22 protein-coding genes are annotated in these 25,068 nt (G+C 61.3%); 16 read left to right on the forward strand and 6 right to left on the reverse strand.

All coding sequences use genetic code 11. From position 1 onward, the window contains the following. The first annotated feature begins 8 nt into the window (after positions 1-8). Entirely contained in the window at positions 9-2,855 is a 2,847-nt protein-coding gene (rapA, locus tag AWU82_RS20760; protein WP_064382951.1) for an RNA polymerase-associated protein RapA, read from the forward strand. A gap of 202 nt (positions 2,856-3,057) precedes the next feature. Here the strand turns inward: rapA and AWU82_RS20765 are convergent, their stop codons facing one another. Next, the gene (locus AWU82_RS20765) at positions 3,058-4,407 is read right to left on the reverse strand and encodes a spinster family MFS transporter (protein ID WP_064382950.1); all 1,350 of its coding nucleotides are present in this window, start codon (positions 4,405-4,407) and stop codon (positions 3,058-3,060) included. A 303-nt stretch (positions 4,408-4,710) separates the two neighbouring features. On the opposite strand from AWU82_RS20765, the gene AWU82_RS20770 reads away from it, so the two are divergent. Next, complete coding sequence (locus AWU82_RS20770; RefSeq protein WP_064382949.1) at positions 4,711-5,064, forward strand: YkgJ family cysteine cluster protein; 354 nt, start codon at positions 4,711-4,713, stop codon at positions 5,062-5,064. 163 nt (positions 5,065-5,227) lie between these two features. Continuing rightward, on the forward strand, positions 5,228-7,510 hold the full coding sequence (locus AWU82_RS20775; RefSeq protein WP_064382948.1) for a putative bifunctional diguanylate cyclase/phosphodiesterase: 2,283 nt from the start codon (positions 5,228-5,230) through the stop codon (positions 7,508-7,510). Here AWU82_RS20775 and AWU82_RS20780 read toward each other — a convergent pair. After that, positions 7,401-8,297: an NAD(P)-dependent oxidoreductase gene (locus AWU82_RS20780; RefSeq protein ID WP_190241492.1), complete on the reverse strand. Its 897-nt coding sequence runs from the start codon at positions 8,295-8,297 to the stop codon at positions 7,401-7,403. The two genes, AWU82_RS20775 and AWU82_RS20780, sit on opposite strands and share 110 nt — an antisense overlap. Before the next feature lie 197 nt (positions 8,298-8,494). Here AWU82_RS20780 and AWU82_RS20785 point away from each other — a divergent pair, with 197 nt between their 5' ends. Continuing rightward, positions 8,495-10,696 carry a hypothetical protein gene (locus AWU82_RS20785; protein ID WP_011332804.1) on the forward strand — a complete coding sequence of 734 codons (2,202 nt, stop codon included), beginning with the start codon at positions 8,495-8,497 and terminating at the stop codon, positions 10,694-10,696. 333 nt (positions 10,697-11,029) lie between these two features. Here AWU82_RS20785 and AWU82_RS20790 read toward each other — a convergent pair whose 3' ends face one another. Then, entirely contained in the window at positions 11,030-11,335 is a 306-nt protein-coding gene (locus AWU82_RS20790; RefSeq protein ID WP_064382947.1) for a DUF2288 domain-containing protein, read from the reverse strand. A gap of 351 nt (positions 11,336-11,686) precedes the next feature. Between AWU82_RS20790 and AWU82_RS20795 the strand changes: the two genes are divergently transcribed. The 9 genes from AWU82_RS20795 to AWU82_RS20835 all read left to right on the forward strand — a co-directional run bounded on the left by AWU82_RS20795 (position 11,687) and on the right by AWU82_RS20835 (position 19,331). Then, positions 11,687-12,814, forward strand: coding sequence for a branched-chain amino acid ABC transporter substrate-binding protein (locus AWU82_RS20795; protein WP_064382946.1), 1,128 nt, complete (start codon positions 11,687-11,689; stop codon positions 12,812-12,814). Between the two features lie 231 nt (positions 12,815-13,045). Beyond that, positions 13,046-13,969, forward strand: a complete 924-nt coding sequence (gene livH / locus AWU82_RS20800; protein WP_007959165.1) for a high-affinity branched-chain amino acid ABC transporter permease LivH — start codon at positions 13,046-13,048, stop codon at positions 13,967-13,969. Next, entirely contained in the window at positions 13,966-15,222 is a 1,257-nt protein-coding gene (locus tag AWU82_RS20805) for a high-affinity branched-chain amino acid ABC transporter permease LivM (protein ID WP_064382945.1), read from the forward strand. Before livH ends, AWU82_RS20805 begins: the two co-directional genes overlap by 4 nt. Further along, a complete protein-coding gene (gene livG, locus AWU82_RS20810) occupies positions 15,219-15,986 on the forward strand; it encodes a high-affinity branched-chain amino acid ABC transporter ATP-binding protein LivG (RefSeq protein ID WP_064382944.1) in 768 nt (255 codons plus the stop codon). The genes AWU82_RS20805 and livG overlap by 4 nt, the downstream gene beginning before the upstream one ends. Then, on the forward strand, positions 15,987-16,688 hold the full coding sequence (locus AWU82_RS20815) for an ABC transporter ATP-binding protein (RefSeq protein ID WP_003222380.1): 702 nt from the start codon (positions 15,987-15,989) through the stop codon (positions 16,686-16,688). It abuts the gene before it with no gap. A 157-nt stretch (positions 16,689-16,845) separates the two neighbouring features. Continuing rightward, a complete protein-coding gene (gene bufA1, locus AWU82_RS20820) occupies positions 16,846-17,151 on the forward strand; it encodes a BufA1 family periplasmic bufferin-type metallophore (RefSeq protein ID WP_011332799.1) in 306 nt (101 codons plus the stop codon). 25 nt (positions 17,152-17,176) lie between these two features. Next, positions 17,177-18,064 (forward strand): MNIO family bufferin maturase, encoded by an 888-nt coding sequence (bufB, locus tag AWU82_RS20825; protein ID WP_064384149.1) that lies wholly within the window; start codon positions 17,177-17,179, stop codon positions 18,062-18,064. After that, positions 18,061-18,819, forward strand: coding sequence for an HvfC/BufC N-terminal domain-containing protein (locus tag AWU82_RS20830; protein ID WP_064382943.1), 759 nt, complete (start codon positions 18,061-18,063; stop codon positions 18,817-18,819). The genes bufB and AWU82_RS20830 overlap by 4 nt, the downstream gene beginning before the upstream one ends. Continuing rightward, on the forward strand, positions 18,816-19,331 hold the full coding sequence (locus AWU82_RS20835) for a DoxX family protein (RefSeq protein WP_064382942.1): 516 nt from the start codon (positions 18,816-18,818) through the stop codon (positions 19,329-19,331). Before AWU82_RS20830 ends, AWU82_RS20835 begins: the two co-directional genes overlap by 4 nt. Here the strand turns inward: AWU82_RS20835 and AWU82_RS20840 are convergent. Further along, entirely contained in the window at positions 19,280-20,188 is a 909-nt protein-coding gene (locus AWU82_RS20840) for a LysR family transcriptional regulator (protein ID WP_064382941.1), read from the reverse strand. The two genes, AWU82_RS20835 and AWU82_RS20840, sit on opposite strands and share 52 nt — an antisense overlap. Positions 20,189-20,291: 103 nt before the next feature. Here AWU82_RS20840 and AWU82_RS20845 point away from each other — a divergent pair, with 103 nt between their 5' ends. After that, the gene (locus AWU82_RS20845; RefSeq protein ID WP_007959150.1) at positions 20,292-20,891 is read left to right on the forward strand and encodes a short chain dehydrogenase; all 600 of its coding nucleotides are present in this window, start codon (positions 20,292-20,294) and stop codon (positions 20,889-20,891) included. Positions 20,892-20,926: 35 nt separating this feature from the next. Here AWU82_RS20845 and AWU82_RS20850 read toward each other — a convergent pair whose 3' ends face one another. Further along, positions 20,927-21,295 (reverse strand): hypothetical protein, encoded by a 369-nt coding sequence (locus tag AWU82_RS20850; RefSeq protein WP_064382940.1) that lies wholly within the window; start codon positions 21,293-21,295, stop codon positions 20,927-20,929. A gap of 164 nt (positions 21,296-21,459) precedes the next feature. On the opposite strand from AWU82_RS20850, the gene AWU82_RS20855 reads away from it, so the two are divergent. Next, complete coding sequence (locus tag AWU82_RS20855; RefSeq protein WP_064382939.1) at positions 21,460-22,113, forward strand: COG3650 family protein; 654 nt, start codon at positions 21,460-21,462, stop codon at positions 22,111-22,113. Between the two features lie 95 nt (positions 22,114-22,208). Continuing rightward, complete coding sequence (locus AWU82_RS20860) at positions 22,209-23,822, forward strand: NAD(P)/FAD-dependent oxidoreductase (protein ID WP_064382938.1); 1,614 nt, start codon at positions 22,209-22,211, stop codon at positions 23,820-23,822. A 133-nt stretch (positions 23,823-23,955) separates the two neighbouring features. Here AWU82_RS20860 and AWU82_RS20865 read toward each other — a convergent pair whose 3' ends face one another. Continuing rightward, on the reverse strand, positions 23,956-25,050 hold the full coding sequence (locus AWU82_RS20865; protein ID WP_064382937.1) for a PLP-dependent cysteine synthase family protein: 1,095 nt from the start codon (positions 25,048-25,050) through the stop codon (positions 23,956-23,958). Positions 25,051-25,068 lie beyond the last annotated feature (18 nt).

Here is a 25,068-nt window from a genome sequence, read left to right on the forward strand (position 1 = left end):
CAGGCAGCATGGCGCAGCAGTATCAACCGGGGCAACGCTGGATCAGTGACAGCGAAGCAGAGCTTGGTTTAGGCACCGTTCTGGCACAGGACGGCCGCTTGTTGACCGTGCTTTACCCGGCCACTGGCGAAACTCGCCAGTACGCGCTACGGAATGCGCCCCTCACCCGCGTGCGGTTCTCGCCGGGCGATTCGATCACTCACTTCGAAGGCTGGAAGATGACTGTCCAGCAGGTCGACGACGTCGACGGCCTGATGGTCTACCACGGCCTCAACGCGCAGAACGAAGCGGTCACCCTGCCGGAAACCCAACTGTCGAACTTCATTCAGTTCCGTCTGGCCAGCGACCGTCTGTTCGCCGGCCAGATCGACCCGCTGGCGTGGTTCTCCCTGCGTTATCACACCCTGGAACACACCAGCCGCCAGTTGCAGTCTTCGCTCTGGGGCCTGGGCGGCGTGCGCGCACAACCGATCGCCCACCAGTTGCACATTGCCCGTGAAGTCGCCGACCGCATCGCGCCGCGCGTATTGCTGGCAGACGAAGTGGGTCTGGGCAAGACCATCGAAGCCGGTCTGGTGATCCATCGCCAGCTGCTGTCGGGCCGCGCCAACCGCGTGCTGATCCTGGTGCCGGAAAACCTCCAGCACCAATGGCTGGTGGAAATGCGCCGCCGCTTCAACCTGCAGGTCGCGCTGTTCGACGAAGAACGCTTCATCGAAAGCGATGCCACCAACCCGTTCGAAGACACCCAACTGGCCCTGGTGGCACTGGAGTGGCTGGTCGACGATGAAAAGGCGCAGGACGCCCTGTTCGCTGCCGGTTGGGACCTGATGGTGGTCGACGAAGCCCACCACTTGGTGTGGCACGAAGACAAAGTCAGCCCGGAATATTCGCTGGTTGAACAGCTGGCCGAGGTCATTCCCGGCGTGCTGCTGCTCACCGCCACCCCGGAACAACTCGGTCAGGACAGCCACTTCGCCCGTCTGCGCCTGCTCGACCCGAACCGTTTCCATGACCTGGCCGCCTTCCGCGCCGAGAGCGAAAACTATCGCCCGGTGGCCGAAGCCGTTCAGGAGCTGCTGGACAAGGGGCGCCTGTCGCCGGCCGCGCACAAGACCATCCACGGTTTCCTCGGCAACGAAGGTGAAGCCCTGCTCACCGCCGTCAACGATGGCGACACCGAAGCCAGCGCCCGCCTCGTGCGTGAACTGCTCGACCGCCACGGCACCGGCCGCGTGCTGTTCCGTAATACCCGCGCCGCCGTGCAGGGCTTCCCGGAGCGCAAGCTGCACCCGTACCCGCTGCCGTGCCCGGACGAATACCTCGAACTGCCGCTGGGCGAACACGCCGAGCTGTACCCGGAAGTCAGCTTCCAGGCCCAGCCGGACGCCAGCGAAGAAGAACGCTGGTGGAAATTCGACCCGCGCGTCGAGTGGCTGATCGACCAGCTGAAAATGCTCAAGCGCACCAAAGTGCTGGTGATCTGCGCCCACGCCGAAACCGCGATGGACCTGGAAGACGCCCTGCGCGTGCGCTCCGGCATCCCGGCCACGGTGTTCCACGAAGGCATGAACATCCTCGAGCGTGACCGCGCCGCCGCCTACTTCGCCGACGAAGAGTTCGGCGCGCAGGTGCTGATCTGCTCGGAAATCGGCAGTGAAGGTCGCAACTTCCAGTTCGCCCACCACCTGGTGCTGTTCGATCTGCCGTCGCACCCGGACCTGCTGGAACAGCGGATCGGTCGTCTCGACCGGATCGGCCAGAAGCACATCATCGAACTGCACGTGCCGTACCTGGAAACCAGCCCGCAAGAGCGCCTGTTCCAGTGGTACCACGAAGCGCTGAACGCGTTCCTCAACACCTGCCCGACCGGCAACGCCTTGCAGCATCAGTTCGGCCCGCGCCTGCTGCCGCTGCTTGAAGAAGCCGACGATGGCGAGTGGCAAGCGCTGATCGACGAGGCGCGCACCGAGCGCGAACGTCTGGAAGCCGAGCTGCACACCGGTCGCGACCGTCTGCTGGAGCTCAACTCCGGCGGCGCCGGCGAAGGTGAGGCGCTGGTCGAGGCCATCCTCGAGCAGGACGACCAGTTCGCCCTGCCGATCTACATGGAAACCCTGTTCGACGCCTTCGGCATCGACAGCGAAGACCATTCGGAAAACGCCCTGATCCTCAAGCCGAGCGAGAAGATGCTCGACGCCAGCTTCCCGCTGGGCGACGACGAAGGTGTGACCATCACCTACGACCGTAACCAGGCGCTGTCGCGCGAAGACATGCAGTTCATCACCTGGGAACACCCGATGGTGCAGGGCGGCATGGACCTGGTGCTGTCCGGTTCGATGGGCAACACCGCCGTTGCGCTGATCAAGAACAAGGCGCTCAAGCCAGGCACTGTTTTGCTGGAATTGCTCTACGTCAGCGAAGTGGTTGCCCCGCGTTCGCTGCAATTGGGCCGCTACCTGCCGCCGGCCGCACTGCGCTGCCTGCTCGACGCCAACGGCAACGACCTGTCGTCGCGCGTGGCGTTCGAAACCCTCAACGATCAACTGGAAAGCGTGCCGCGCGCCAGCGCCAACAAGTTCATCCAGGCCCAGCGCGATCAGCTGACGCCACGGATCAACGCCGGTGAAGACAAGGTCACTCCGCGTCACGCCGAGCGTGTGGCCGAGGCCCGCCGCCGTCTGGCAGCCGACACCGACGAAGAACTGGCACGCCTGACCGCGTTGCAGGCGATCAACCCGACCGTACGCGACAGCGAACTGGATGCCCTGCGCAAGCAGCGCGAACAAGGTCTGGCAATGCTCAACAAGGCAGCGCTGCGACTGGAAGCGATCCGGGTGCTGGTGGCGGGTTAGACCGTCCTGCTCCATCGCCAAAAACGAAAAGGCCCGCAGTGATGCGGGCCTTTTTGTTTGCCTGTCCCCCCGCCGATCGTTCCCACGCTCCGCGTGGGAATGCCTCAAGGGACGCTCCGCGTTCCAGCTCTCGAATGGGACGCAGAGCGTCCCGGGCTGCATTCCCACGCAGAGCGTGGGAACGATCAGGCGATGCAGGTCATCAAGCGGTAACGGCCTGACTCTGCGGCTCAACCACCGCCACCAGCCCGTCCTTCATCCGCTTCGCATCCCGCACAAAACAGCGCGAGGCGAGGAACAGGAACACCATGGTCAGGAACAGCGCCACCGGGATCAGGTACATCGCATCATGCAGACCGACGGCCTTGAACGCCTCGGTCATCTGCTCGGCGCCCGCCGAGGCCATCGCCGACTTGGCGAAGTGATCCGACAAACCGCCGACCACCACCGGCCCCAGACCACCGCCGAGCAAATACAACCCGGCAAAGAACAGCGCCATCGCCGTGGCCCGCAGGCGTGGCTCGACCACGTCCTGAATCGCCGTATACACGCAGGTGTAGAAGTTGTAGGCGAACAGCCAGCCAACGCTGAACACTGCGACAAACACCCCGATCTCGATGCGCCCGGCATGCAGCGCCCACGCCGTGCACAGGGTCGAGATGATCAGGCTGAACGCGGCAAACAGCAGTCGCCCGTTGGCCACCCGTTGGTGAATCTTGTCGGCTATCCAGCCGCCGAGGGTCAGGCCGATCAGCCCGGTCACACCGACGATTACCCCGGTCGCCACCGCCGCTTCCTGCAACGGCATCAGGAAATAACGCTGCAGCATCGGCACCAGGAACGAGTTGCAGGCGTAGGTCGCAAAGTTGAAGCACAATCCGGCCATCACCAGCCACAGGAAGGTCGGAATGGCGAGGACGCGGCGAATCGGCCTGTCGACTTTCTCCTGGGACACCTGCACGGTTTCCGCCGCGCCGCGCTTGGGTTCCTTGATGAAGAACATGAACACCGCCAGCACCAGCCCCGGCACGGCGGCGATGAAGAACGGCGCGCGCCAGCTGTCGAACGCCTTGACCATCCAGCCGATGGTGAAGAAGGCCAGCAGCAGCCCCAGCGGCAGGCCGAGCATGAAAATGCCCATGGCCCGGGCCCGGCGATGGGCCGGGAACAGGTCGCCGATCAGCGAGTTGGCGGCGGGCGCGTAACTGGCTTCACCGATGCCGATGCCCATGCGCACCAGCAGAAAACTCCAGAAACTGCCGACCAGACCGTTGACCGCCGTCAGCGCGCTCCAGGTCGCCAGGCCCCAGCCCATCAGTTTGCTGCGCGAACCGGTGTCAGCCATGCGCCCCAGTGGTAGCCCGGCAATTGCGTAGACCAGAGTGAACGCAGTGCCGACGATCCCCAGCTGAAAGTCGCTGAGGTGCCATTCCATGCGGATCGGCTCGATGATGATCGCCGGGATGGTGCGATCGAAGAAGTTGAACAGGTTGGCAAGGAACAGCAGGAACAGAATGCGCCAGGCATTCGCCGCTTGGGTCGAGTTCTGCATGGGTCCGTCTCTTTATTGTTATTGGGGCTTCACTGCCAACGCATCCGAGCCCGGAACCTGCAATCTAGTCACGCTCGTCGGGGCTGTCTGTGATCATTCGCAAGCCTGATGACGGGCCATGGCCGTGTAACGAAACGTAAGCCCTTGAAATGCTTCGAATCCCCCGAAAACCGGGGGTTTTGCGGAAAAATCCGGCAATGAAAAAATACTTTCTCGCCCCCCTTCCCAACGCCGTGGCAAAGCCTAGAATGGCCGCCGGATCCGTCCGGATCCTGCCGATCAATCCCTTTGATACCCCCGCCCATGTCCGAAGTCAGTCCGTGTCTGAATTGCGGTGCCTGCTGTTCCCATTTTCGTGTTTCTTTTTTCTGGGGTGAATGCGCATCCTCCGGCGGGACCGTGCCCGATGAACTGGTCACTCAGATCACGCCCAGCCGGGTCGCGATGATCGGTACCGACCGCAAGGCGCCGCGCTGTACCGCGCTGGAGGGCGAAGTCGGAAAAGCCGTGAGCTGCACGATCTACGACAAGCGTTCCAGCCCCTGCCGCGAATTTGAAGCCTCGTGGGAAAACGGCGAACAGAACACCGACTGCGACAAGGCCCGTGCCCGTTTCGGCCTGCCGCCGCTGCAACCGCACTGGAACGAAGTCGCCTGAGTTCAGATGTTTCAACGCTTAGCGCCAAACGCTATGACACTAATGCCAAAATCATTAGCACCAATGTGCCACTACCGCTTGCACGCTAAAAACCGCCTCTATACTGCAAACATTCGCCTGCGTTGATGACGCAGTAAGGACGCACTCAGAAACGGGGCATGCTATGGAGTGGCTTGGGTTGCAGCTTGTTGCCGAGCAGCCGGAGAGCGGGCAGGTCATCCTCAATTGCACACACAATCCCCTGCTGGTGCTGGTGGCCTACCTGGTCGCCTGCGCCGCGAGTTTCGCCACCCTCGACATGGCCGAACGGGTCGCCCACGCTGAAGAGCCCGGCTCGCAGCGGATATGGCGCTGGATCGGTGCCACCTGTCTGGCCGGCGGCATCTGGGCCATGCACTTCATCAGCATGCTGGCGTTCCAGGCGCCGATCGGCATTCAGTACAACCTGCCCGTGACCCTGTTTTCCCTGGTGATCGCGCTACTGGCGTCCTGGCTGGCGATGCATACCCTGAGCACGCCCCAGCCGAGCCTGCTGCAGTACCTCAAGACCGCCATCGTCATTGGTCTGGGCATCGCCGGCATGCACTACGTCGGCATGGCCGCCATCGAATCCGCCGCCTCGGCTTACTACGACCCCACTCTGTTTCTGGCCTCGATCGTGATCGCGATCGGCGCCAGCTTCGCCGCACTGTGGGTGGCCGGTTATCTGCGCGAAGGCAGTGGCCTGCACATCCAGATGCTCAAATACGTGGCGGCGCTGATTCTCGGTGCGGGCATCCTCAGCATGCATTTCACCGGCATGGCGGCGCTGCAACTGGTGCTGCCCGAAGGGCAACTGCCGACCCTGGCGTCGCAAACCAGCCATTTGCAGTTGGGCCTGACCGTCGCGCTGATCACCTTGCTGATTCTTGGCAGCGCCATCAGCGCCGCATTGGCCGACAAGAAGCTGCAGAACAAGGAGCACGATCTGCGCCGGGTCAACGCCCTGCTCAGTCAGCTCGATCAGGCACGCATGTCGCTGCAGCACGTGGCCAACTACGATGCTCTGACCAACCTGATCAACCGGCGTGGCTTCAATCAGATCTTCGCTGAAAAACTCAGCCAGAAAACCAGCGAAGGCGGGATGCTGGCAGTGATGTTTCTCGACATCGACCACTTCAAACGCATCAACGACAGCCTCGGCCATGACGCCGGCGACGAACTGCTCAAAGTCATTGCCCAGCACATCAAGGGCTCGGTGCGCAGCCATGAAGATGTGGTGGCGCGGTTCGGCGGCGACGAGTTCTGTATCCTGATCGGTCTGCGCGACCGTGAAGAGGCGCGCAACCTGGCCCAGCGCATCATGCTCAAGATGAAAGAGCCGATCGAACTCGCCGGACGACGCATGGTGATGACCACCAGCATCGGCATCAGCCTGTTTCCCGAGGACGGCTCCACCTGCGATGAACTGCTCAAGCACGCGGATCTGGCGCTGTATCAGTCCAAGGGCGCCGGACGTAACGGCGTGCATTTTTTCGATTCCAACCTGAAGAACCGCGCCAGCCTCGAACTGCAACTGGAAGAAGAACTGCGCCACGCTCTGCGTCAGGAGAACGGTCTGCTGCTGTATTACCAGCCGATCTTCGAACTCAAGACCGGCAAGGTCACCAAGCTTGAAGCGCTGATCCGCTGGCAGCACCCGGTGCACGGCCTGCTCACCCCGGACCGATTCATCGCCATCGCCGAAAACAACGGGCTGATCGCCGAGCTCGACAACTGGGTCCTGCGCAAGGCCTGTGAGGACCTTGGCGAACTGTCGCGCCATGGCTGTGAAGAGCTGAAGATCGCCTGGAACTGCTCACCGCTGAATCTGGCCCGGGAAGAGCTGGCCAATGAAATCGAGCACGCCTTGCGCAGCGCCGGGGTCGCCCCGGAACGCCTGGAACTGGAAGTCACCGAAAACGCCTTGATGGGCAACATCGCCAACACCCTGGTGTTGTTGCGACAAATCCGCGCCCTCGGCGTGTCACTGTCGATCGACGACTTCGGTACCGGCTATTCGTCGCTGGCCTATCTCAAGCGCTTGCCGCTCAACACCCTGAAGGTCGACCGCTCGTTCATCCTCGACATTCCCAAGGCCACCGCCGACATGGAGATCGTCCAGGCGATCATCGTCATGGCGCACACCCTGCATTTGCAGGTGGTCACCGAAGGCGTCGAAAGCCTGGAGCAATACGAATTCCTCGAGCGCTCGGGCTGCGACTTCATTCAGGGCTACCTGCTCAGCCGCCCGGTGCCACTGGCCGAACTGCGCCCGGTGCTGGAGGAAATCAACCAGCGCAAACACGCGCACGCGGTCAATCCGTTGAGTCTGGCGCGCGGTACATTTGCACCAGTGTCGCTGGATCCTTCTGCAAAAAACCCTGCGCCCCATGCAGGCGCATCAGTTGTGCGGCCAATCCGCTGATCGGCGTGGCCGAGCCGGTTTCCCGGGAAAACTTCACGGCGGTATCCAGATCTTTCAGCAGCGTGCGCACGTGCCACTTCACCGGTTCGAAACGGCTTTCGGCCATTTGCGGGGCAAGAATCTGCAACGGTCTGGAATCGGCAAAGCCACCGGCCAGCGCCTCGGCGATCAGGCTGGCATCAACCCCGGCCTGCTCGGCCAGCGCCACCACTTCGGCGATCACCAGGGCGTTGCAGGCGACGATCATCTGATTGCAGGCCTTGGTCACCTGACCGGCGCCGACGCCGCCCATGTGCGTGACGCGCTGCCCGAGTTCGAGCAATACCGGTCGTACGCGATCAAGATCCGCTGCATCACCGCCCACCATGATCGCCAGACTGCCGGCCTCGGCCCCGACCACCCCGCCGGACACCGGCGAATCGAGCCAGGCCATGCCTGTCTTGTCGGCCAGTTCAGCCGCCATCTCACGGGTCGCCGTCGGTTCGAGGCTGGAAAAATCCACCAGCAACTGACCGGGTTTCGCCCCTTCGGCCACGCCGGCCGGGCCGAACACCACCTCGCGCACCACCGCCGTGTCCGCCAGGCACAGCATCACCACGTCAGCCTGTTCACAGAGTTCAGCGGGAGTCGCCACCTGCCGGGCGCCGGCCTCGACCAGCGGCGCGCACTTGGCCGGGTTGCGGTTCCACACGGTCAGCGGGTAACCGGCGGCCAGCAGACGGCGGCACATCGGCAGGCCCATCAGGCCGATTCCGGCAAAACCCAACGAAGGTCGCGTTGACATCATTTAGCCTCCTTTTGATTAAAGATCGCCGAATAATGGCCGATCCATCATCAATCAGGAAAGGATTCCCCCGCGCGGCACTCAGGCCATACCCCTGACGCACGGGCCAAATACGCGCAGAAAAAAGACGCGAGATTCCCATTCCGTGAGGTTCGACGACAGCGGTCGTTGAACCAACCAGTCCAGGTAGATGGCGCTCAATGACTTCTAAAAACAATCCGGCCACTGCGGTATCCGATCTGACTCTGAGCCCTGCGGCGAACAGCCCTGCCCCGATGAAGCCATTGCCCCCCTCGCGCCCGCTGGGCACCCAGCAATACCTGTACTTCACCGAAACCAACACCGACCGCATCCTCGACAACCTCGATGGCTTGCGTGACCTGGTGTTCCCGCGCCCGCCGCACCTGGAAGGCGACAACGAACAGCACAACGATCAGGAATTCCCGTCGGTGTGCCTGATCGGCCTCGGTCGCTGCGGCTCCAACATCGCCCTCGACGTGGCGGAGCTGGTGTACAACGCGCGCAAGTTCTACCTCAACGAATTCAACAACGAGGATCGCGCGGCTGACCGTCGCCTGGCCTCCGACAAAGGCTACAGCCCGGCCCAGTGGATCAAGCAGAATCTGCGGATCGGCCCGAACAAGTCGACCAAACCGGTGTTCCTGGTAGAACCGCTGGTGATGCTCGGCGACCTGGACAAGGACATTGCCGGGCGTATCCGCTTCTCGCGCAAGGGCGAAAAGAGCGGTTTCCTGCGCGACTACAGCAAGATGAAGATCATGGACTTGTCGGAAGTCCACGCCGGTGGTGCCGGTAACGCACCTATTCTCGGCCAGTATCTGGCGAAGATCATCCTGAACAAGGACACCCAGCGCTTCTCCAGCCCTGACTGGAAAATGATCCACTCGTACCTGATCGACAGCTGCGGCATCAAGGCCAACCAGTCGCGCCTGTATTTCTCGATCTTCAGTGCCGGCGGCGGTACCGGTTCGGGCATGGCCTCGGAATTCGGCCTGGCCCAGCAGCACTCGTACATGAACAAGACGTTCGACACCAAGCCGATGGACGAGCACGACGGCAAGAGCGGTCATTCGTTCGTGTTCGAGCCGATCTTCACCAGCGGCATCTGCGTGCTGCCGAACATTTCCGACCACCGCAGCGAAATGTCCGAGGCGCTGCACATCAACGCCGGTCGCCTGCTGTGCAAATACCTCTCGGAAGAATGGGATTTCTCGTACAACTTCGCCAATGAAGACAGCAGCGAAGCCAGCGTCATGGGCCGTATCCGCCCATGGAACGCGATGATGCTGATCTCCAACGACATCATGCGTTACGCCGAAGAGAGCGATGACGGCAACATCCAGAACATTGATGTCAATGCGATGGAGAAGCACGCCAACCAGTACATCTCGCAGCAGATCTTCAACATTCTGACGGCCCAGGCGGTTACGACCGACTACGACCAGAACTATTTCCGTCGCGCCGGGATCGACATCGGCGAGACCATTCGCCTGGACGCCAACGACCTGTTCATGAGCCTGGCCGGCCCGGTGGCGATTGCCTATGCAGAATCGGTAGTGCCGGAAACCCCGCCGCCAAGCAGCGACAAGTTCAAGGTGTTCGACAAAGAGCCGCAGCGCCTGAACATCGACGACCTGTTCTTCCGCTCGATCGACCTGCCGCACTTCAACAAAGTGACCCAGGCCATCGAAGGCATCAGCCTGCTGCCGATCGAGTCCAAGCGCTATCGCGCGTCGCTGGAGCAGTACAAGAATTCCGGTTACGACGCGGCCGCGCTGCATGACCTGCACTTTTTCAAGAACTGCTCGTCGGTGGTCTCGATCGTTTCGCTGCCGAAAGACTACAAGCTGTCATACATGGACCTGAACCGGTTGAAGACCCACCTCAACAGCCTGTTCCCCAACACCACGCTCAAGCGTTACGCGCTGGTGATCGGCGCCTCGGCCAACCTGTCGCTGACCACTCTGATCGCCAAGAGCCCGTGCCTGTCGGACGACTTCCTGACGCTGATCGTGGCGTTCATCAAGCGTTGCTTCGCCAAAACCCCATACCGTTTTGACGAGACTCTGGACAACTCGATCCTCGATTTCATCATCCAGGAAGAGTTCGACGAAGACCGCATCGACGACCTGCTCAACGAATTCGAGAACCCGGCAAAGATCCTCGATACCAACTGGTACGCGATCAAGCCGATGTACGAGAAGAAGTACCGCGAACTGATCAACGACAAAGAGAAGTTTGTCTCGATCAATGACATTCGCCTGTCGCGCGATTGCGTGAAGAAGTCGATCAAGTACCTGCGCGAGATCTACCGTCACCGGATAGGCAAGACCAAGGTTATTTCCCTCAATAACCATACTGGCAAGTCTTACTCGGTCTGATCGAAGACCGGGTCGCCCCGATCGCTGGCAAGAGAGCTCCCACAGTTTTCGTGGTGTCCACAATATTCGTGTTCACTCGAACCCTGTGGGAGCTGCGGTGCGACGATTCGACTTGCCAGCGATGGGGCCCCGAAATTCACTGAAGATTTCAGCCTTTCCAACATCCCGAAACAATTAAGCAGCCGTTAGGCTGCTTACTAAACTGTGCCCGTTACGTTTACGTCACCGTTATGCCACCCATGCTTGTGGCATTTCTCTACGGCAACGTGCCATCACGCTACTCCGCTACACACTTTTTCACGGCCCTCACTCGCACCAACAAGGTGCGACTCATCAAACCACTGCCCTTTCCTGGACCAGGATCCACGGCCGGACCACCACCGCCCACATCTCGGGATCACGCTCGAAAATATCCAGCGCCCGCGTTTCAGACAGCTTGGCGACCTTGTCTTCGGCCAGCCAGGCGGCGACTTTCTCGTCCTGATCCGACGCCACGGCCTCGGCGACCGCGATCAAATCCAGACCGGGGTCGACCCACAATAGGGCACCCTGGGCGTAGAAGCGCTCCAGCTCTTTCCAGGTAATAGATGCGGTTTCACCAAGCAGCTTGGCATAGAGGGTGCTAGGTTCTTGATTCATGGGGCTGTCCGGAAAAGAAATCGGCGCGAATGATAACGTCGGTGGTTCGGCAGAAAAACCCGGTTGCAAAAGGTCGTACCGAACGAAAAGAGCAGGAACGCCAAGGAATGCTGATGATTGGGCATAAGCCCTCTGAACGTCCCGCCGCAATTCTGTCTTTTTCTTTCATTAAAGCGACACCCTCAGGTTTTGCCCCCTGGCGCCAGCTTCCCAGGCCAACAACCGGCGCTCTACACTGTACCGGTACAGTTGCCGGGGGCTTTTCCGGAGGGTATCGCCTAGATATCTGTCCCGGTTCTGCTGCTACGGCGTCAGGACTCTAAAAAAATACAACAGTAAGAGTGGAGCACTATGACTAAGGCTACTAAGCAGATTTCCAAACTGTTTGCCGCTATGGTTCTGGCCGGGGTTGCCAGCCATTCGTTCGCAGCTGACACCATCAAGATCGGTATCGCCGGCCCTAAAACCGGTCCAGTAGCCCAGTACGGCGACATGCAGTTCAGTGGCGCGAAAATGGCCATCGAACAGATCAACGCCAAAGGCGGCGTCGACGGCAAGAAGCTCGAAGCCGTTGAATACGATGACGCCTGCGATCCGAAACAAGCGGTAGCGGTTGCGAACAAGGTCGTCAACGACGGCGTCAAGTTCGTGGTCGGTCACCTGTGCTCCAGCTCCACCCAGCCTGCTTCGGACATCTACGAAGACGAAGGCGTGATCATGATCACCCCGGCTGCCACCAGCCCGGACATCACCAACCGTGGTTACAAAATGGTGTTCCGCACCATCGGTCTGGACAGCGCCCAAGGCCCTGCCGCCGGTAACTACATCGCCGATCACGTGAAGCCGAAAATCGTCGGCGTGCTGCACGACAAGCAGCAGTACGGTGAAGGCATCGCCACCGCCGTCAAATCCACCCTTGAGAAGAAAGGCACCAAGGTTGCCGTGTTCGAAGGCGTCAACGCCGGCGACAAGGACTTCTCCGCGATCATCGCCAAGCTCAAGCAAGCCAACGTCGATTTCGTCTACTACGGCGGCTACCACCCGGAGCTGGGCCTGATCCTGCGTCAAGCCCAGGAAAAAGGCCTGAAGGCCAAGTTCATGGGTCCGGAAGGCGTGGGTAACGACTCGATCACCCAGATCGCCAAGGACGCGTCCGAAGGCCTGCTGGTGACCCTGCCGAAATCCTTCGACCAGGATCCGGCCAACGTGGCCCTGGCCGATGCATTCAAGGCCAAGAAAGAAGACCCGAGCGGTCCGTTCGTGTTCCCGTCCTACTCGGCAGTTGAAGTGATTGTCGGCGGTATCGCTGCGGCCAAGTCCGAAGACCCTGCCAAAGTGGCTGAAGCCATCCACGCCGGCACCTTCAAGACCCCGACCGGCGACCTGAGCTTCGACGCCAAGGGCGACCTGAAGGACTTCAAATTCGTGGTCTACGAGTGGCACAACGGCAAACCTAAAACCGAAGTGTCGCCTCAGTAAGGCGCTGCCTGACTGACTGCCAATAAAGCCCACGGCGTGCCGTGGGCTTTGTTTTACGAATGTATTGGGCCGCGCTGGCGTGATCCGCCAGTCTCCCCACCTGAAAATCTCAAAACCGTCATCAGCGGTTCGCTGGCAAAACCCGGATTCGAAGTGGATAAAGATCCACGGGACCGGGCGGGAAAATGACTCCACCAGTGAAATGCGTATCAGGTTTTTAGGAGCGCTGTAATGCCTGACATCTATCACTTCTTCCAACAGCTGGTTAACGGCTTGAACGTTGGCAGCATGTATGCCCTGATCGCCATCGGCTACACGATGGTCTACGGCATCATTGGAATGATCAACTTCGCCCACGGCGAGGTGTACATGATCGGTTCCTACGTGGCGTTCATCGCCATCGCCGGGCTGACCATGATGGGACTCGAAAGCGTCCCGCTGTTGATGACCGTGGCGTTCATCGCCAGCATCGTTGTCACCAGTTCCTACGGTTACAGCATCGAACGCATTGCCTACCGCCCGTTGCGCGGCAGCAACCGTCTGATCCCGCTGATTTCCGCGATCGGTATGTCGATCTTCCTGCAGAACACGGTTCTGCTGGCGCAAGACTCCAAGGACAAAGCAATCCCCAACCTGATTCCGGGCAACTTCGCCTTCGGCCCGGGTGGCGCACATGAAGTGCTGATTTCCTACATGCAAATCGTGGTGTTCGTGGTGACCCTGATCGCCATGCTCGGCCTCACGCTGTTCATCTCCCGCTCTCGCCTGGGCCGCGCCTGCCGCGCCTGCGCCGAAGACATCAAGATGGCCAACCTGCTGGGCATCAACACCAACAACATCATCGCCCTGACCTTCGTCATCGGTGCTGCGCTGGCGGCCGTCGCGGCCGTGCTGCTGAGCATGCAATACGGCGTGATCAACCCGAACGCCGGTTTCCTGGTCGGCCTCAAGGCCTTCACCGCCGCGGTACTGGGCGGAATCGGCAGCATCCCCGGCGCCATGCTCGGCGGGCTGGTGCTCGGGGTGGCGGAAGCCTTTGGCGCCGATATCTTCGGCGACCAGTACAAGGACGTCGTGGCGTTCGGCTTGTTGGTTCTGGTGCTGTTGTTCCGTCCGACCGGCATTCTGGGCCGTCCGGAGGTTGAGAAAGTATGACTAGGAATCTTAAACAGGCGCTGTTCAGCGCCTTGCTGGTCTGGGCCGTGGCCTATCCGGTACTGGGTCTGAAACTGACCATCGTCGGTATCAACCTGGAAGTGCACAACACCAGCCCGGCCATTCTGGCGACCATCGCGATCTGCTCGGTGCTGATGTTCCTGCGGGTGCTGTTCAACCAGCAGATCAGCAAGGCGTGGCGTTCGTCGCCGGGCATGCCGCTGATCCCGGCCAAGGCCAGCAACTTCCTGACCCTGCCGACCACCCAGCGTTACTTCATCATCGCGCTGATCATCGGTGCGCTGGTGTGGCCGTTCTTCGGCTCCCGCGGCGCAGTGGATATCGCGACGCTGATCCTGATCTACGTGATGCTCGGCCTGGGCCTGAACATCGTGGTCGGTCTGGCCGGTCTGCTCGACCTGGGTTACGTCGGCTTCTATGCCGTCGGCGCCTACAGCTACGCGCTGCTGTCGCACTACTACGGCCTGAGCTTCTGGATCTGCCTGCCGATTGCCGGCCTGATGGCGGCGACGTTCGGCTTCCTGCTCGGCTTCCCGGTGTTGCGTCTGCGCGGTGACTACCTGGCGATCGTGACCCTCGGCTTCGGGGAAATCATCCGCCTGTTCCTGCGTAACCTGACCGACATCACCGGCGGCCCGAACGGCATCAGCAACATCGAGAAACCGACGTTCTTCGGCCTGACCTTCGAACGCAAGGCTGCGGAAGGCCTGCAAACCTTCCACGAGTATTTCGGCCTGGAATACAACTCGATCAACAAGGTGATCTTCCTGTACCTGGTTGCCCTGCTGCTGGCGCTGGCTGCGCTGTTCATCATCAACCGCCTGCTGCGCATGCCGATCGGCCGTGCGTGGGAAGCGCTGCGTGAAGATGAGATCGCCTGCCGCGCGCTGGGTCTCAACCCGACCGTGATCAAGCTGTCGGCGTTCACCCTGGGCGCGAGCTTCGCCGGTTTCGCCGGCAGCTTCTTCGCCGCCCGTCAGGGTCTGGTGACGCCGGAGTCGTTCACCTTCATCGAGTCCGCCATCATCCTCGCCATCGTGGTGCTGGGTGGCATGGGCTCGCAGCTGGGCGTGATTCTCGCGGCCGTAGTGATGATCCTGCTGCCGGAAATGATGCGTGAGTTCAGTGAGTACCGCATGTTGATGTTCGGCGCCCTGATGGTGCTGATGATGATCTGGCGACCTCAAGGTCTGCTGCCCATGCAACGTCCTCACATGGAGCTGCGCAAATGAGCCGCGAGATCCTGAAAGTCGAAAATCTGAGCATGCGCTTTGGCGGCTTGCTGGCGGTCAACGGCGTGGCCCTGACCGTGAAGGAAAAACAGGTGGTGGCACTGATCGGGCCGAACGGCGCCGGCAAGACCACCGTGTTCAACTGCCTGACCGGTTTCTACCAGCCATCGGGCGGCAGCATCCTGCTGGACGGCGAGCCGATCCACGGCCTGCCTGGCCACAAGATCGCCCTCAAAGGCGTGGTGCGCACCTTCCAGAACGTGCGGTTGTTCAAGGACATGACGGCGGTCGAGAACCTGTTGATCGCCCAGCACCGTCACCTGAACACCAACTTCCTGTCCGGCCTGTTCAAGACCCCGGCGTTTCGCAAGAGCGAGCGCGAGGCCATGGAGTTCGCCGAATACTGGCTGGAAAAGGTCAACCTGAAAGAGTTCGCCAACCGCCCCGCCGGCACCCTGGCCTACGGTCAGCAGCGTCGCCTGGAAATCGCCCGCTGCATGATGACCCGTCCGCGGATCCTCATGCTCGACGAACCGGCCGCCGGCCTGAACCCGAAGGAAACCGAAGACCTCAAGGCGCTGATCAGCGTGCTGCGTGAAGAGCACAACGTGACCGTGCTGCTGATCGAACACGACATGAAACTGGTCATGAGCATTTCCGACCACATCGTCGTGATCAACCAGGGCACGCCCCTGGCCAACGGTACGCCGGAACAGATCCGCGACAATCCTGAAGTGATCAAAGCCTACCTGGGGGAAGCGTAAATGCTGCAGTTCGAAAACGTTTCCACCTTCTACGGCAAGATCCAGGCCCTGCACAGTGTCAACGTCGAAGTCCGCCAGGGCGAGATCGTGACCCTGATCGGCGCCAACGGTGCCGGCAAGTCCACCCTGCTGATGACGCTCTGCGGTTCGCCGCAGGCCCATAGCGGCAGCATCCGCTACATGGGTGAGGAACTGGTCGGCCAGGACTCGTCGCAGATCATGCGCAAGAGCATCGCCGTGGTGCCGGAAGGTCGTCGGGTGTTTGCCCGTCTGACCGTCGAAGAAAATCTGTCCATGGGCGGATTCTTCACCGACAAGGGCGACTATCAGGAACAGATGGACAAGGTTCTCGGACTTTTCCCACGCCTGAAAGAACGCTTCAACCAGCGCGGCGGCACCATGTCCGGCGGCGAACAGCAAATGCTCGCCATCGGCCGTGCGCTGATGAGCAAGCCCAAACTGCTGTTGCTCGACGAGCCGTCGCTGGGCCTGGCACCGATCATCATCCAGCAGATCTTCGACATCATCGAACAACTGCGCAAGGACGGTGTGACGGTGTTCCTGGTCGAACAGAACGCCAACCAGGCGCTGAAAATCGCTGACCGTGCGTACGTTCTGGAGAACGGCCGGGTGGTGATGCAAGGCACCGGTGAAGCGCTGCTGACCGACCCGAAAGTACGCGAGGCGTACCTCGGCGGTTGATGGATCGCTTCAAACAGAAAACGGCCTTCGGGCCGTTTTTTTGTGCCCGGCAAAAAATCTTTTATCGATCGCTGTAACGCATCCCCAAGTCGTTTCTCTAGTGGGGCAAGCAAGCGCAATCGCTTGTTCAAACCCAAGTTCAAACCGGAGAAACATCATGACTGCTACCACCCGCACCCTGTCCGCCACCGCCCTGGTTCTGGCCCTCGGTTCCGCTCTGAGCATCGCTGCCGTCTCCACCGCCCACGCCGCTGACGACAACATGGAAAAATGCTTCGGCGTGGCCATGAAAGGCAAGAACGATTGCGCCGCAGGCGCGGGCACCACCTGTGCCGGCACCGCGAAAATGGATCATCAGGCCAACGCCTGGAAACTGGTTCCGAAAGGCACCTGCACCACCACCGAAAGCAAAACCTCGCCGACCGGTTTCGGTCAGCTCGAAGCGTTCAAAGCCAAGTCCTGATCCGGGAGCCGCCCGAGTGTCGATCATGAGCACATCCTGCGACCATGCCTTGCGCCGCACTCGGGCAGCCCTCACCGGGCTCCCGTCCCGTGCCGGGCTGGGGCTCAAGAGCGAGCACTTCAGCGAAGTGCTCGCTTCACGTCCGGACATCGGTTTCTTCGAAGTCCACGCCGAAAACTACATGGTGGCCGGCGGACCGTTTCATCATTTTCTGGGCTTGATTCGCGAGGCGTATCCGCTGTCGCTGCACGGCGTCGGGCTGTCCATCGGGGCCGAAGGCCCGCTGGATGTTCAGCACCTCAAACGCCTGGCGGCGCTGATCGAGCGCTATCAACCTCACTCCTTTTCCGAACACCTGGCCTGGTCGAGCCACGGCCCGGTGTTCCTCAATGACTTGTTGCCCCTGGCCTACGATAGGCCGACGCTGAACCGCGTCTGCGACCACATCGATCAGGTACAGCACACCCTCAAGCGCCAGATGCTGCTGGAGAACCCGGCGACCTATCTGGCCTTCCAGCGCTCGACCATCGACGAAGCGGATTTCATCCGTGAAGTCATCCGGCGCACTGGCTGCGGGCTGTTGCTGGACGTGAACAATGTCTACGTCTCGTGCATCAACCATCAACGCGATCCCCTGGCTTACCTCGATGCACTGCCGCTGCACGCGGTGGGCGAGATCCATCTGGCAGGTTTTGCTGAAGATTCCGACAGCCTCGGTGACCGCTTGCTGATCGACGATCACGGCGCGCCGATCGATCAAGCCGTCTGGTCGCTGTACCAGAAAGCGCTGGAACGTGTCGGCCCGGTGGCGACGCTGATCGAACGGGACAATCAGGTGCCGGCCTTCAACGTTCTGTTGACGGAAGCGCATCAGGCCGATGAGCTGTTGCTGTGCGCGGGAGGTCGGCCATGAGCACTCAAGCCGCATTCAGCGCAGCGTTGCTCGATTCCGACCTGCCCTGCCCCGACGGTTTGTGCAGCGCCAACGGTGCCGACCCCGCCAGCCGTTTCGCGGTGTACCGCAACAATGTTCAGAGCTCGTTGATCAACGCACTGGCCGACAGTTATCCCGTGGTGGTGCAGTTGGTGGGGGACGAATTCTTCCGGGCCATGGCCGGAGTTTTCGTACAAAGCCATCCACCACACAGTCCGTTGATGAGTGACTACGGCGGTGAGCTGGCGGACTTCATCAGCGGCTTCGAACCTGCTGCGAGTGTTCCCTATCTGGCCGATGTCGCGCGGCTGGAGCGCTTGCGCACGCAGGCCTATCACGCTGCCGATGCGTTGCCCCTGAGTCAGGAGCGGATCGCTGCCGTATTCGCAGATGCCGATGCACTCAACGAACTGCGCATCGGCTTGCACCCTTCGCTGCATCTGCTCGATTCAAGCTTCGCCGTGGTGGACATCTGGGCGGCGCATCAGCACGACGCGACGCTGGCCGGGATCAATCTGCATCACGCCCAACACGCGTTGATCCTGCGCAATGGACTGGAAGTCGAGGTGTTCGCTGTGGATCGCGGCGCCAGCCAGTTCATTCACCAGCTCAAGGCCGGCCTGTCACTTACGCAGGCGCTGGAATCCGCCGAGGCCTTCGACCTCAGCCAGACCCTCGCCCTGCTCATCAGCCGCCAGCTCATCACTCATTTCCACCCAAAGGTGTCGTCATGAACAGCCTCATTGCCCGCGCCATCGCGCTGCTGGAAAAAATCCCTCACAGCCTGATCGCCTTCATCGCGCGTTTTTCCATCGCAGCCGTGTTCTGGAAATCCGGGCAGACCAAGGTCGAAGGGCTGGCCGTCGACCTGATCGATGGCACCTTCGAGCTCGGCTGGCCGCGTCTGGCGGACTCGACGATTCCACTGTTCAAGAGCGAATACCACGTGCCGCTGCTGGCGCCGGAAATCGCCGCGCATCTGGCGGCGTTTGCCGAACACTTCTTCCCGATCCTGATCCTGATTGGCTTCGCCACGCGTTTTTCGGCGCTGGCCTTGCTGGGCATGACCCTGACCATTCAGCTGTTCGTGTACCCGGATGCGTACCCGACCCACGGCACCTGGATGGCGGTGTTGCTGTACTTGATGGCAACCGGGCCGGGCAAACTGTCGATCGATCACCTGATCGCCAGGCACTACAACCGGTCCAGCGCCTCGCCGCTGAGCTTGAACCAGCCGATCAGGTAATCCGCCAGTACCTGGGTGCGTTTCGGTAGACCGCCCTGATACGGGTGCACCAGATACATCGGCATGCGTCGGGTCTGAAAATCACGCAGGAGCCAGCGCAATCGGCCGTCAGCCAATTCTGCCTGCAACAGGTAGGACGGCAGGCGAGCAATGCCGGCGCCGGCCAGTGCGGCTTTCTTCAACAGGTTGTAGTGATTGCTGGCGAACGGCCCCGACACCCGCACCCGCAGCAGTTCGTGCTGCTGGTGATAGAGCCATTCCTCGCGACCGCTGTAGTGACTGTTGAGCAGGCAACGGTGTTCAGCCAGCGCCTGCGGCGTCAGCGGTTCGCCAAAGCGCTCCAGATATTCAGGGCTGGCGCAGGTCATTTCCTGCCAGGCCAGCAGCGGCTTGGCCACCAGTCGCTCGTCATTGGCCACCTCGGTGCGGATCGCCAGATCGAAACCGTCGCGGGACAGCTCGCGGTAGCTGTTGTTCAGCTCCAGTTCGATCTGTACCTCGGGGTATTTCTGCGAGAAATCCAGCAGCAAACCGTCGAAGAAGGTTTCCCCCAGCGACACCGGAACGGTCATACGCACCGGGCCAGCCATGTCGTCCTTCAATCGCGCCAATGCCTGACGCGCTCGCTCCACCTGGACTACCAGCGCCTGAGCCTGCGGCAACAACGCCGCACCGGCCGCCGTCAGGCTCAGCCGACGCGTGGTGCGTTGCAGCAACACCACGGAAAACCGCGCCTCCAACTGACTGATGCGCTTGGACAATTGCCCCTTGCTGCACCCCAATTGCTGCGCCGCCAGGGTAAAACTCCCCGCCTCGATCAACACCGCGAACGCCGCCAGATCATCCATTTCGCTCATGGATTGTTTCCATTTGAAAACCAAAGGTTGCCCATTAGTGCGCTTATCCGCAGAAAAAACCACTCTAGACTGAAACCTCGTTCAATCAATTGAGGCAATCACGATGAAAATTCTGTTGATCGGCGCGGGCGGCACCATCGGTTCGGCCGTGGACAAAGAACTGTCGCAGCGTCATGAAGTCATTCGTATCGGTCGCAGCAGCGGCGATTTCCAGGTGGATATCAGCGACAGCGCATCGATCCGCAAGCTGTTCGAACAGACCGGCAAGTTTGACGCGCTGGTCTGCGCCGCCGGCAACGTGACCTTCGCCCCGCTGGGTGAAATGACCGAAGACAGCTTCGCCCTCGGCCTGAAAGACAAGTTGATGGGCCAGGTCAATCTGCTGCTGATCGGCCGCGAATTCGCCAACGACGGCGCATCGTTCACCTTCACCACCGGCGTGCTCAGCCACGACCCGATCCGCAGCGGCGCCTCTGCTGCACTGGTCAACGGCGCGCTGGACAGCTTCGTCCGCGCCGCCGCCATCGAGCTGCCGCGCGGTCTGCGCGTGAACTCGATCAGCCCGACCGTGCTGGTCGAAGCCATGGGCAGCTACGCCCCGTACTTCCGTGGCTACAAGCCGGTTCCTGCGGCGGATGTGGCGTTGGCCTACGCCAAAAGTGTCGAAGGCTTGCAGACAGGTCAGACGTTTCACGTGGGTTGAAAAACTTCGGCTTGCGACGCTGGGTCAGCGTCGCATCAAGGTGTCAAAGGCTCCAGCAGCGTCGGCACCAGATTTCTGGCGACCTCACGCGGCACGCCTATCCTCAGGCCCGGCCCGCGGACCACCGATCCAACCATCGCGCTCGACACTTGAATGCCATTGATGGATACCTGCAGGAGCTTGTGCATTCCCTCAGTCGTCGCCCGCTCCAGGCGACGCTGTGCATCCGGGCTCAAGGTGACATTGAGCTCGACCGTTTGCGGATTCGGATCATCGATTCGTTTGAGCTCGAGGCTCATTTCGGAGAAATCCGCCGCTGATGAAAAAGCAATTTCTGCCGCCACCGACGGAAATGAAGCCATCAATGCCAGTACTGCCAATAGCACCCTGCCTGATCCTTTCATACAAAACCTCGCGCATCCAAAAGGCGGACAAGGTACTGCCAAATACCTTTCGCCCCGACTTCCAAAGTTAAGCCAAATGTTTCCGGTACATGGCAGGTCCAACTCATGGTTGTGATCAGCGGCCAGCCTGCGTAACGTGGCGGCACTTGTCTGGAGAGCCAAAGATGCGTGTTGCCCGTTCCCTGATCGTTGTTGCCCTGCTCCCGTTGTTTGCCGCGTGCCAGTTGTTCGATGGTGCGCGGGAAAGCGCCTCCCACGTCGGCCAGACGCGGATGCAGGGGCAACTGACCGCTGCCGACGGCAAACTGGTGTTTCAGGCCTGCGGCGAGCAGCGTCAGTACGTGGTCAATGACATCGGCGGCACCAGCGTCCTGCAAGAGGCCGCCACCCTGGCCGATCAGCAGGGCAAGCTGTTCGCCGACGTGCGCGGGAAGATCGCCGGCGACCGCCTCGACCTGACCCAGCTCTATCGCGTCGAACGCTCCGGCACTGCCTGCGACGATCCCAACTTCAAACAGCTGATCCTGCGCGCCGCCGGCCATGGCCCGGAATGGAACGTCAAGGTCAGCGGCAAGGGCCTGGTCATCGACCGCGAAGGCCAGCCACCGCTCGCCGTGCCTTACGTCGAAGAGCAATTGGGCGATGGCCGTTTCAATCTCAGCAGCGAAGCCAACAACCAGCGCATCGAGTTGTGGGTCGCGCCGCAGCGTTGCGTCGACACCAGCACCGGCAGCGTGCAGCACATGAGCGCCGAGTTGCGTATCGACGGCCAGGTACAGCGCGGTTGCGGGTATTTCGGCGGTTCGCGTAACGACTGATCGTTTTACCCTCACGGGATCCGGCGGATGCGGCTTATAATCGCCGCCTTCAAACGCCCTGGCGCAGTTGTGCGCCCCGCGAACCGGATCCTGTCATGTTACGAATCACCGAACTCAAGCTGCCGATCGACCATCCCGACGAAGACCTGCGCGCTGCCATCGTGCAACGCCTGGGCATTGCCAGCGATGACCTGCTCGATTTCACCTTGTTCAAGCGCAGCTACGATGCGCGCAAAAAGTCTTCCGAACTGTGCTTCATCTACACCATCGACCTCGAAGTGCGCGACGAGGCCAAAGTGTTGGGCAAGTTCGCCGACGACCGTAACGTCAACGTGGCGCCGGATGTCAGCTACAAATTCGTCGGCCAGGCGCCAAGCGACCTGAGCCAGCGCCCGATCGTGGTCGGTTTCGGCCCGTGCGGGATCTTCGCCGGCCTGCTGCTGGCGCAGATGGGCTTCAAGCCGATCATCCTCGAACGCGGCACCGAAGTGCGCCAGCGCACCAAGGACACCTGGGGCCTGTGGCGCAAAAGCGTGCTCAACCCCGAGTCCAACGTGCAGTTTGGCGAAGGCGGCGCGGGCACGTTCTCCGACGGCAAGCTGTACAGCCAGATCAAGGATCCGAAATTCCTCGGCCGCAAGGTGCTGCACGAATTCGTCAAGGCCGGCGCGCCGGAAGAAATCCTCTACGTCAGCAAACCGCACATCGGTACGTTCCGCCTGACCGGCATGGTCGAGACCATGCGCGAAGAGATCCGCGCTCTGGGCGGTGAAGTGCGCTTCCAGGAACGCGTCACCGACGTGCTGATCGAGGACGGTCAACTGGTCGGCGTCGAGCTGGCCAGCGGCGAAACCCTGCACTCCAGACACGTGATCCTGGCGCTGGGCCACAGTGCCCGCGATACCTTCCGCATGCTCCACAGCCGTGGCGTGTTCATGGAAGCCAAGCCGTTCTCGGTGGGTTTCCGTATCGAGCACCCGCAATCGCTGATCGACCGCGCACGTCTTGGCAAGTATGCCGGCCACCCTAAATTGGGCGCCGCCGACTACAAACTGGTGCACCACGCCAAGAACGGCCGTTCGGTCTACAGCTTCTGCATGTGCCCGGGCGGTACCGTGGTGGCGGCGACTTCCGAGCCGAACCGCGTGGTCACCAACGGCATGAGCCAGTACTCGCGTAACGAGCGCAATGCCAACTCCGGCATCGTCGTCGGCATCACCCCGGAAGTCGATTATCCGGGCGGCCCGCTGGCCGGGATCGAGTTGCAGGAACGTCTGGAATCCCACGCCTTCATCCTCGGCGGCAGCGATTACAAGGCGCCGGCGCAACTGGTCGGCGACTTCATCGCCGGCACACCATCCACCGCGCTGGGCGAAGTCGAGCCGTCGTACAAACCGGGCGTCTCGCTGGGCGATCTGGCCCTGGCCCTGCCGGACTTCGCCATCGAAGCGATCCGCGAAGCACTGCCGGCGTTCGAGAAGCAGATTCGCGGTTATTCGCTGCACGATGCGGTGCTGACCGGGATCGAGACCCGCACCTCGTCGCCGCTGCGCATCACCCGAAATGAATCGCTGCAGAGCATGAACGTGAAGGGTCTGTTCCCGGCCGGTGAAGGCGCGGGTTATGCGGGCGGGATTCTGTCGGCGGGTGTTGACGGGATTCGGATTGCTGAAGCCGTGGCGCGTGACATTCTCGGTCTGAAAGACTGACCTGCACCGCCTGAAACACTGCAAAAACTGTGGGAGCTGGCTTGCCAGCGATGACGGACTCAGATTCACATTTAATGTTGACTGACACTCCGCTATCGCTGGCAAGCCAGCTCCCACATTGGTTACCGGTGACTCAAATATTTGCGCGCAACACTGAAGCCGGCAGCGCCTCACCCTGCTCGGCACTCGCCGCTACGGCCGCCATCAATCCCTCCAGCTCATAGCCCTGCGCCTTGAGCCACGCCTGATCGTAATACGTGTCCGCATAGCGCTCGCCGCCATCGCACAGGATCGCCACGATCGAGCCTGACTCCCCCGCTGCTTTCATCTGCTGCGCCGCCATCAGCGCGCCGATCAGGTTGGTGCCACTTGACCCACCCACATGCCGGCCCAGACGCTGCGCGAGGTAATGCATGGCCGCCAGCGACAAGGCGTCCGGCACCTTGACCATCGCATCGATTACCTTCGGCAGGAACGACGCTTCTACCCGCGGCCGACCGATCCCTTCGATCCGCGAACCGTGGTCCAGACGCAGGCTGGCATCGCCGGTCTGGTAAAAGTCGAAGAACACCGAACGCTCGGCATCGGCGCACAGTACGCGGGTACAGTGCTGGCGGTAACGCACGTAACGCCCGAGGGTCGCGGTGGTGCCGCCGGTGCCGGGGCTGGAGATCAGCCAGGCCGGGCATGGATGCTGTTCGTAGCGCATTTGCTGGAAGATCGATTCGGCGATGTTGTTGTTCGCCCGCCAGTCGGTGGCGCGCTCGGCGTAGGTGAACTGGTCGATGAAGTGACCGTCGTGCTCGCGGGCCAGGCGTTCGGATTCGGCGTAGATCTGGGTCGGATCGTCCACCAGATGACTCTGGCCACCGTAGAACGCAATCTGCGCAATCTTCTCTCTGGAGGTGTTCGCCGGCATCACCGCAATGAACGGCAGGCCGAGCATGCGTGCGAAGTACGCTTCGGAAATAGCCGTCGAACCGCTGGACGCCTCGATCACCGGCGCGCCGGGTTTGAGCCAGCCATTACACAAGGCGTAGAGAAACAGCGAGCGGGCGAGCCGATGCTTGAGGCTGCCGGTCGGGTGGCTGGACTCGTCCTTGAAGTACAACTCGATGCCCGGAAAGCCCGGCAACGGCAAGGGGATCAGGTGGGTGTCGGCGCTGCGCTGGAAGTCCGCTTCGATGATCCGGATGGCTTCGCGGGCCCACTGTCGGTTGTCGCTCATGGCTGTTGTTCTCGTTGA

This window comes from Pseudomonas glycinae (genome assembly GCF_001594225.2).
In the GTDB taxonomy this organism is placed as follows: domain Bacteria; phylum Pseudomonadota; class Gammaproteobacteria; order Pseudomonadales; family Pseudomonadaceae; genus Aquipseudomonas; species Aquipseudomonas glycinae.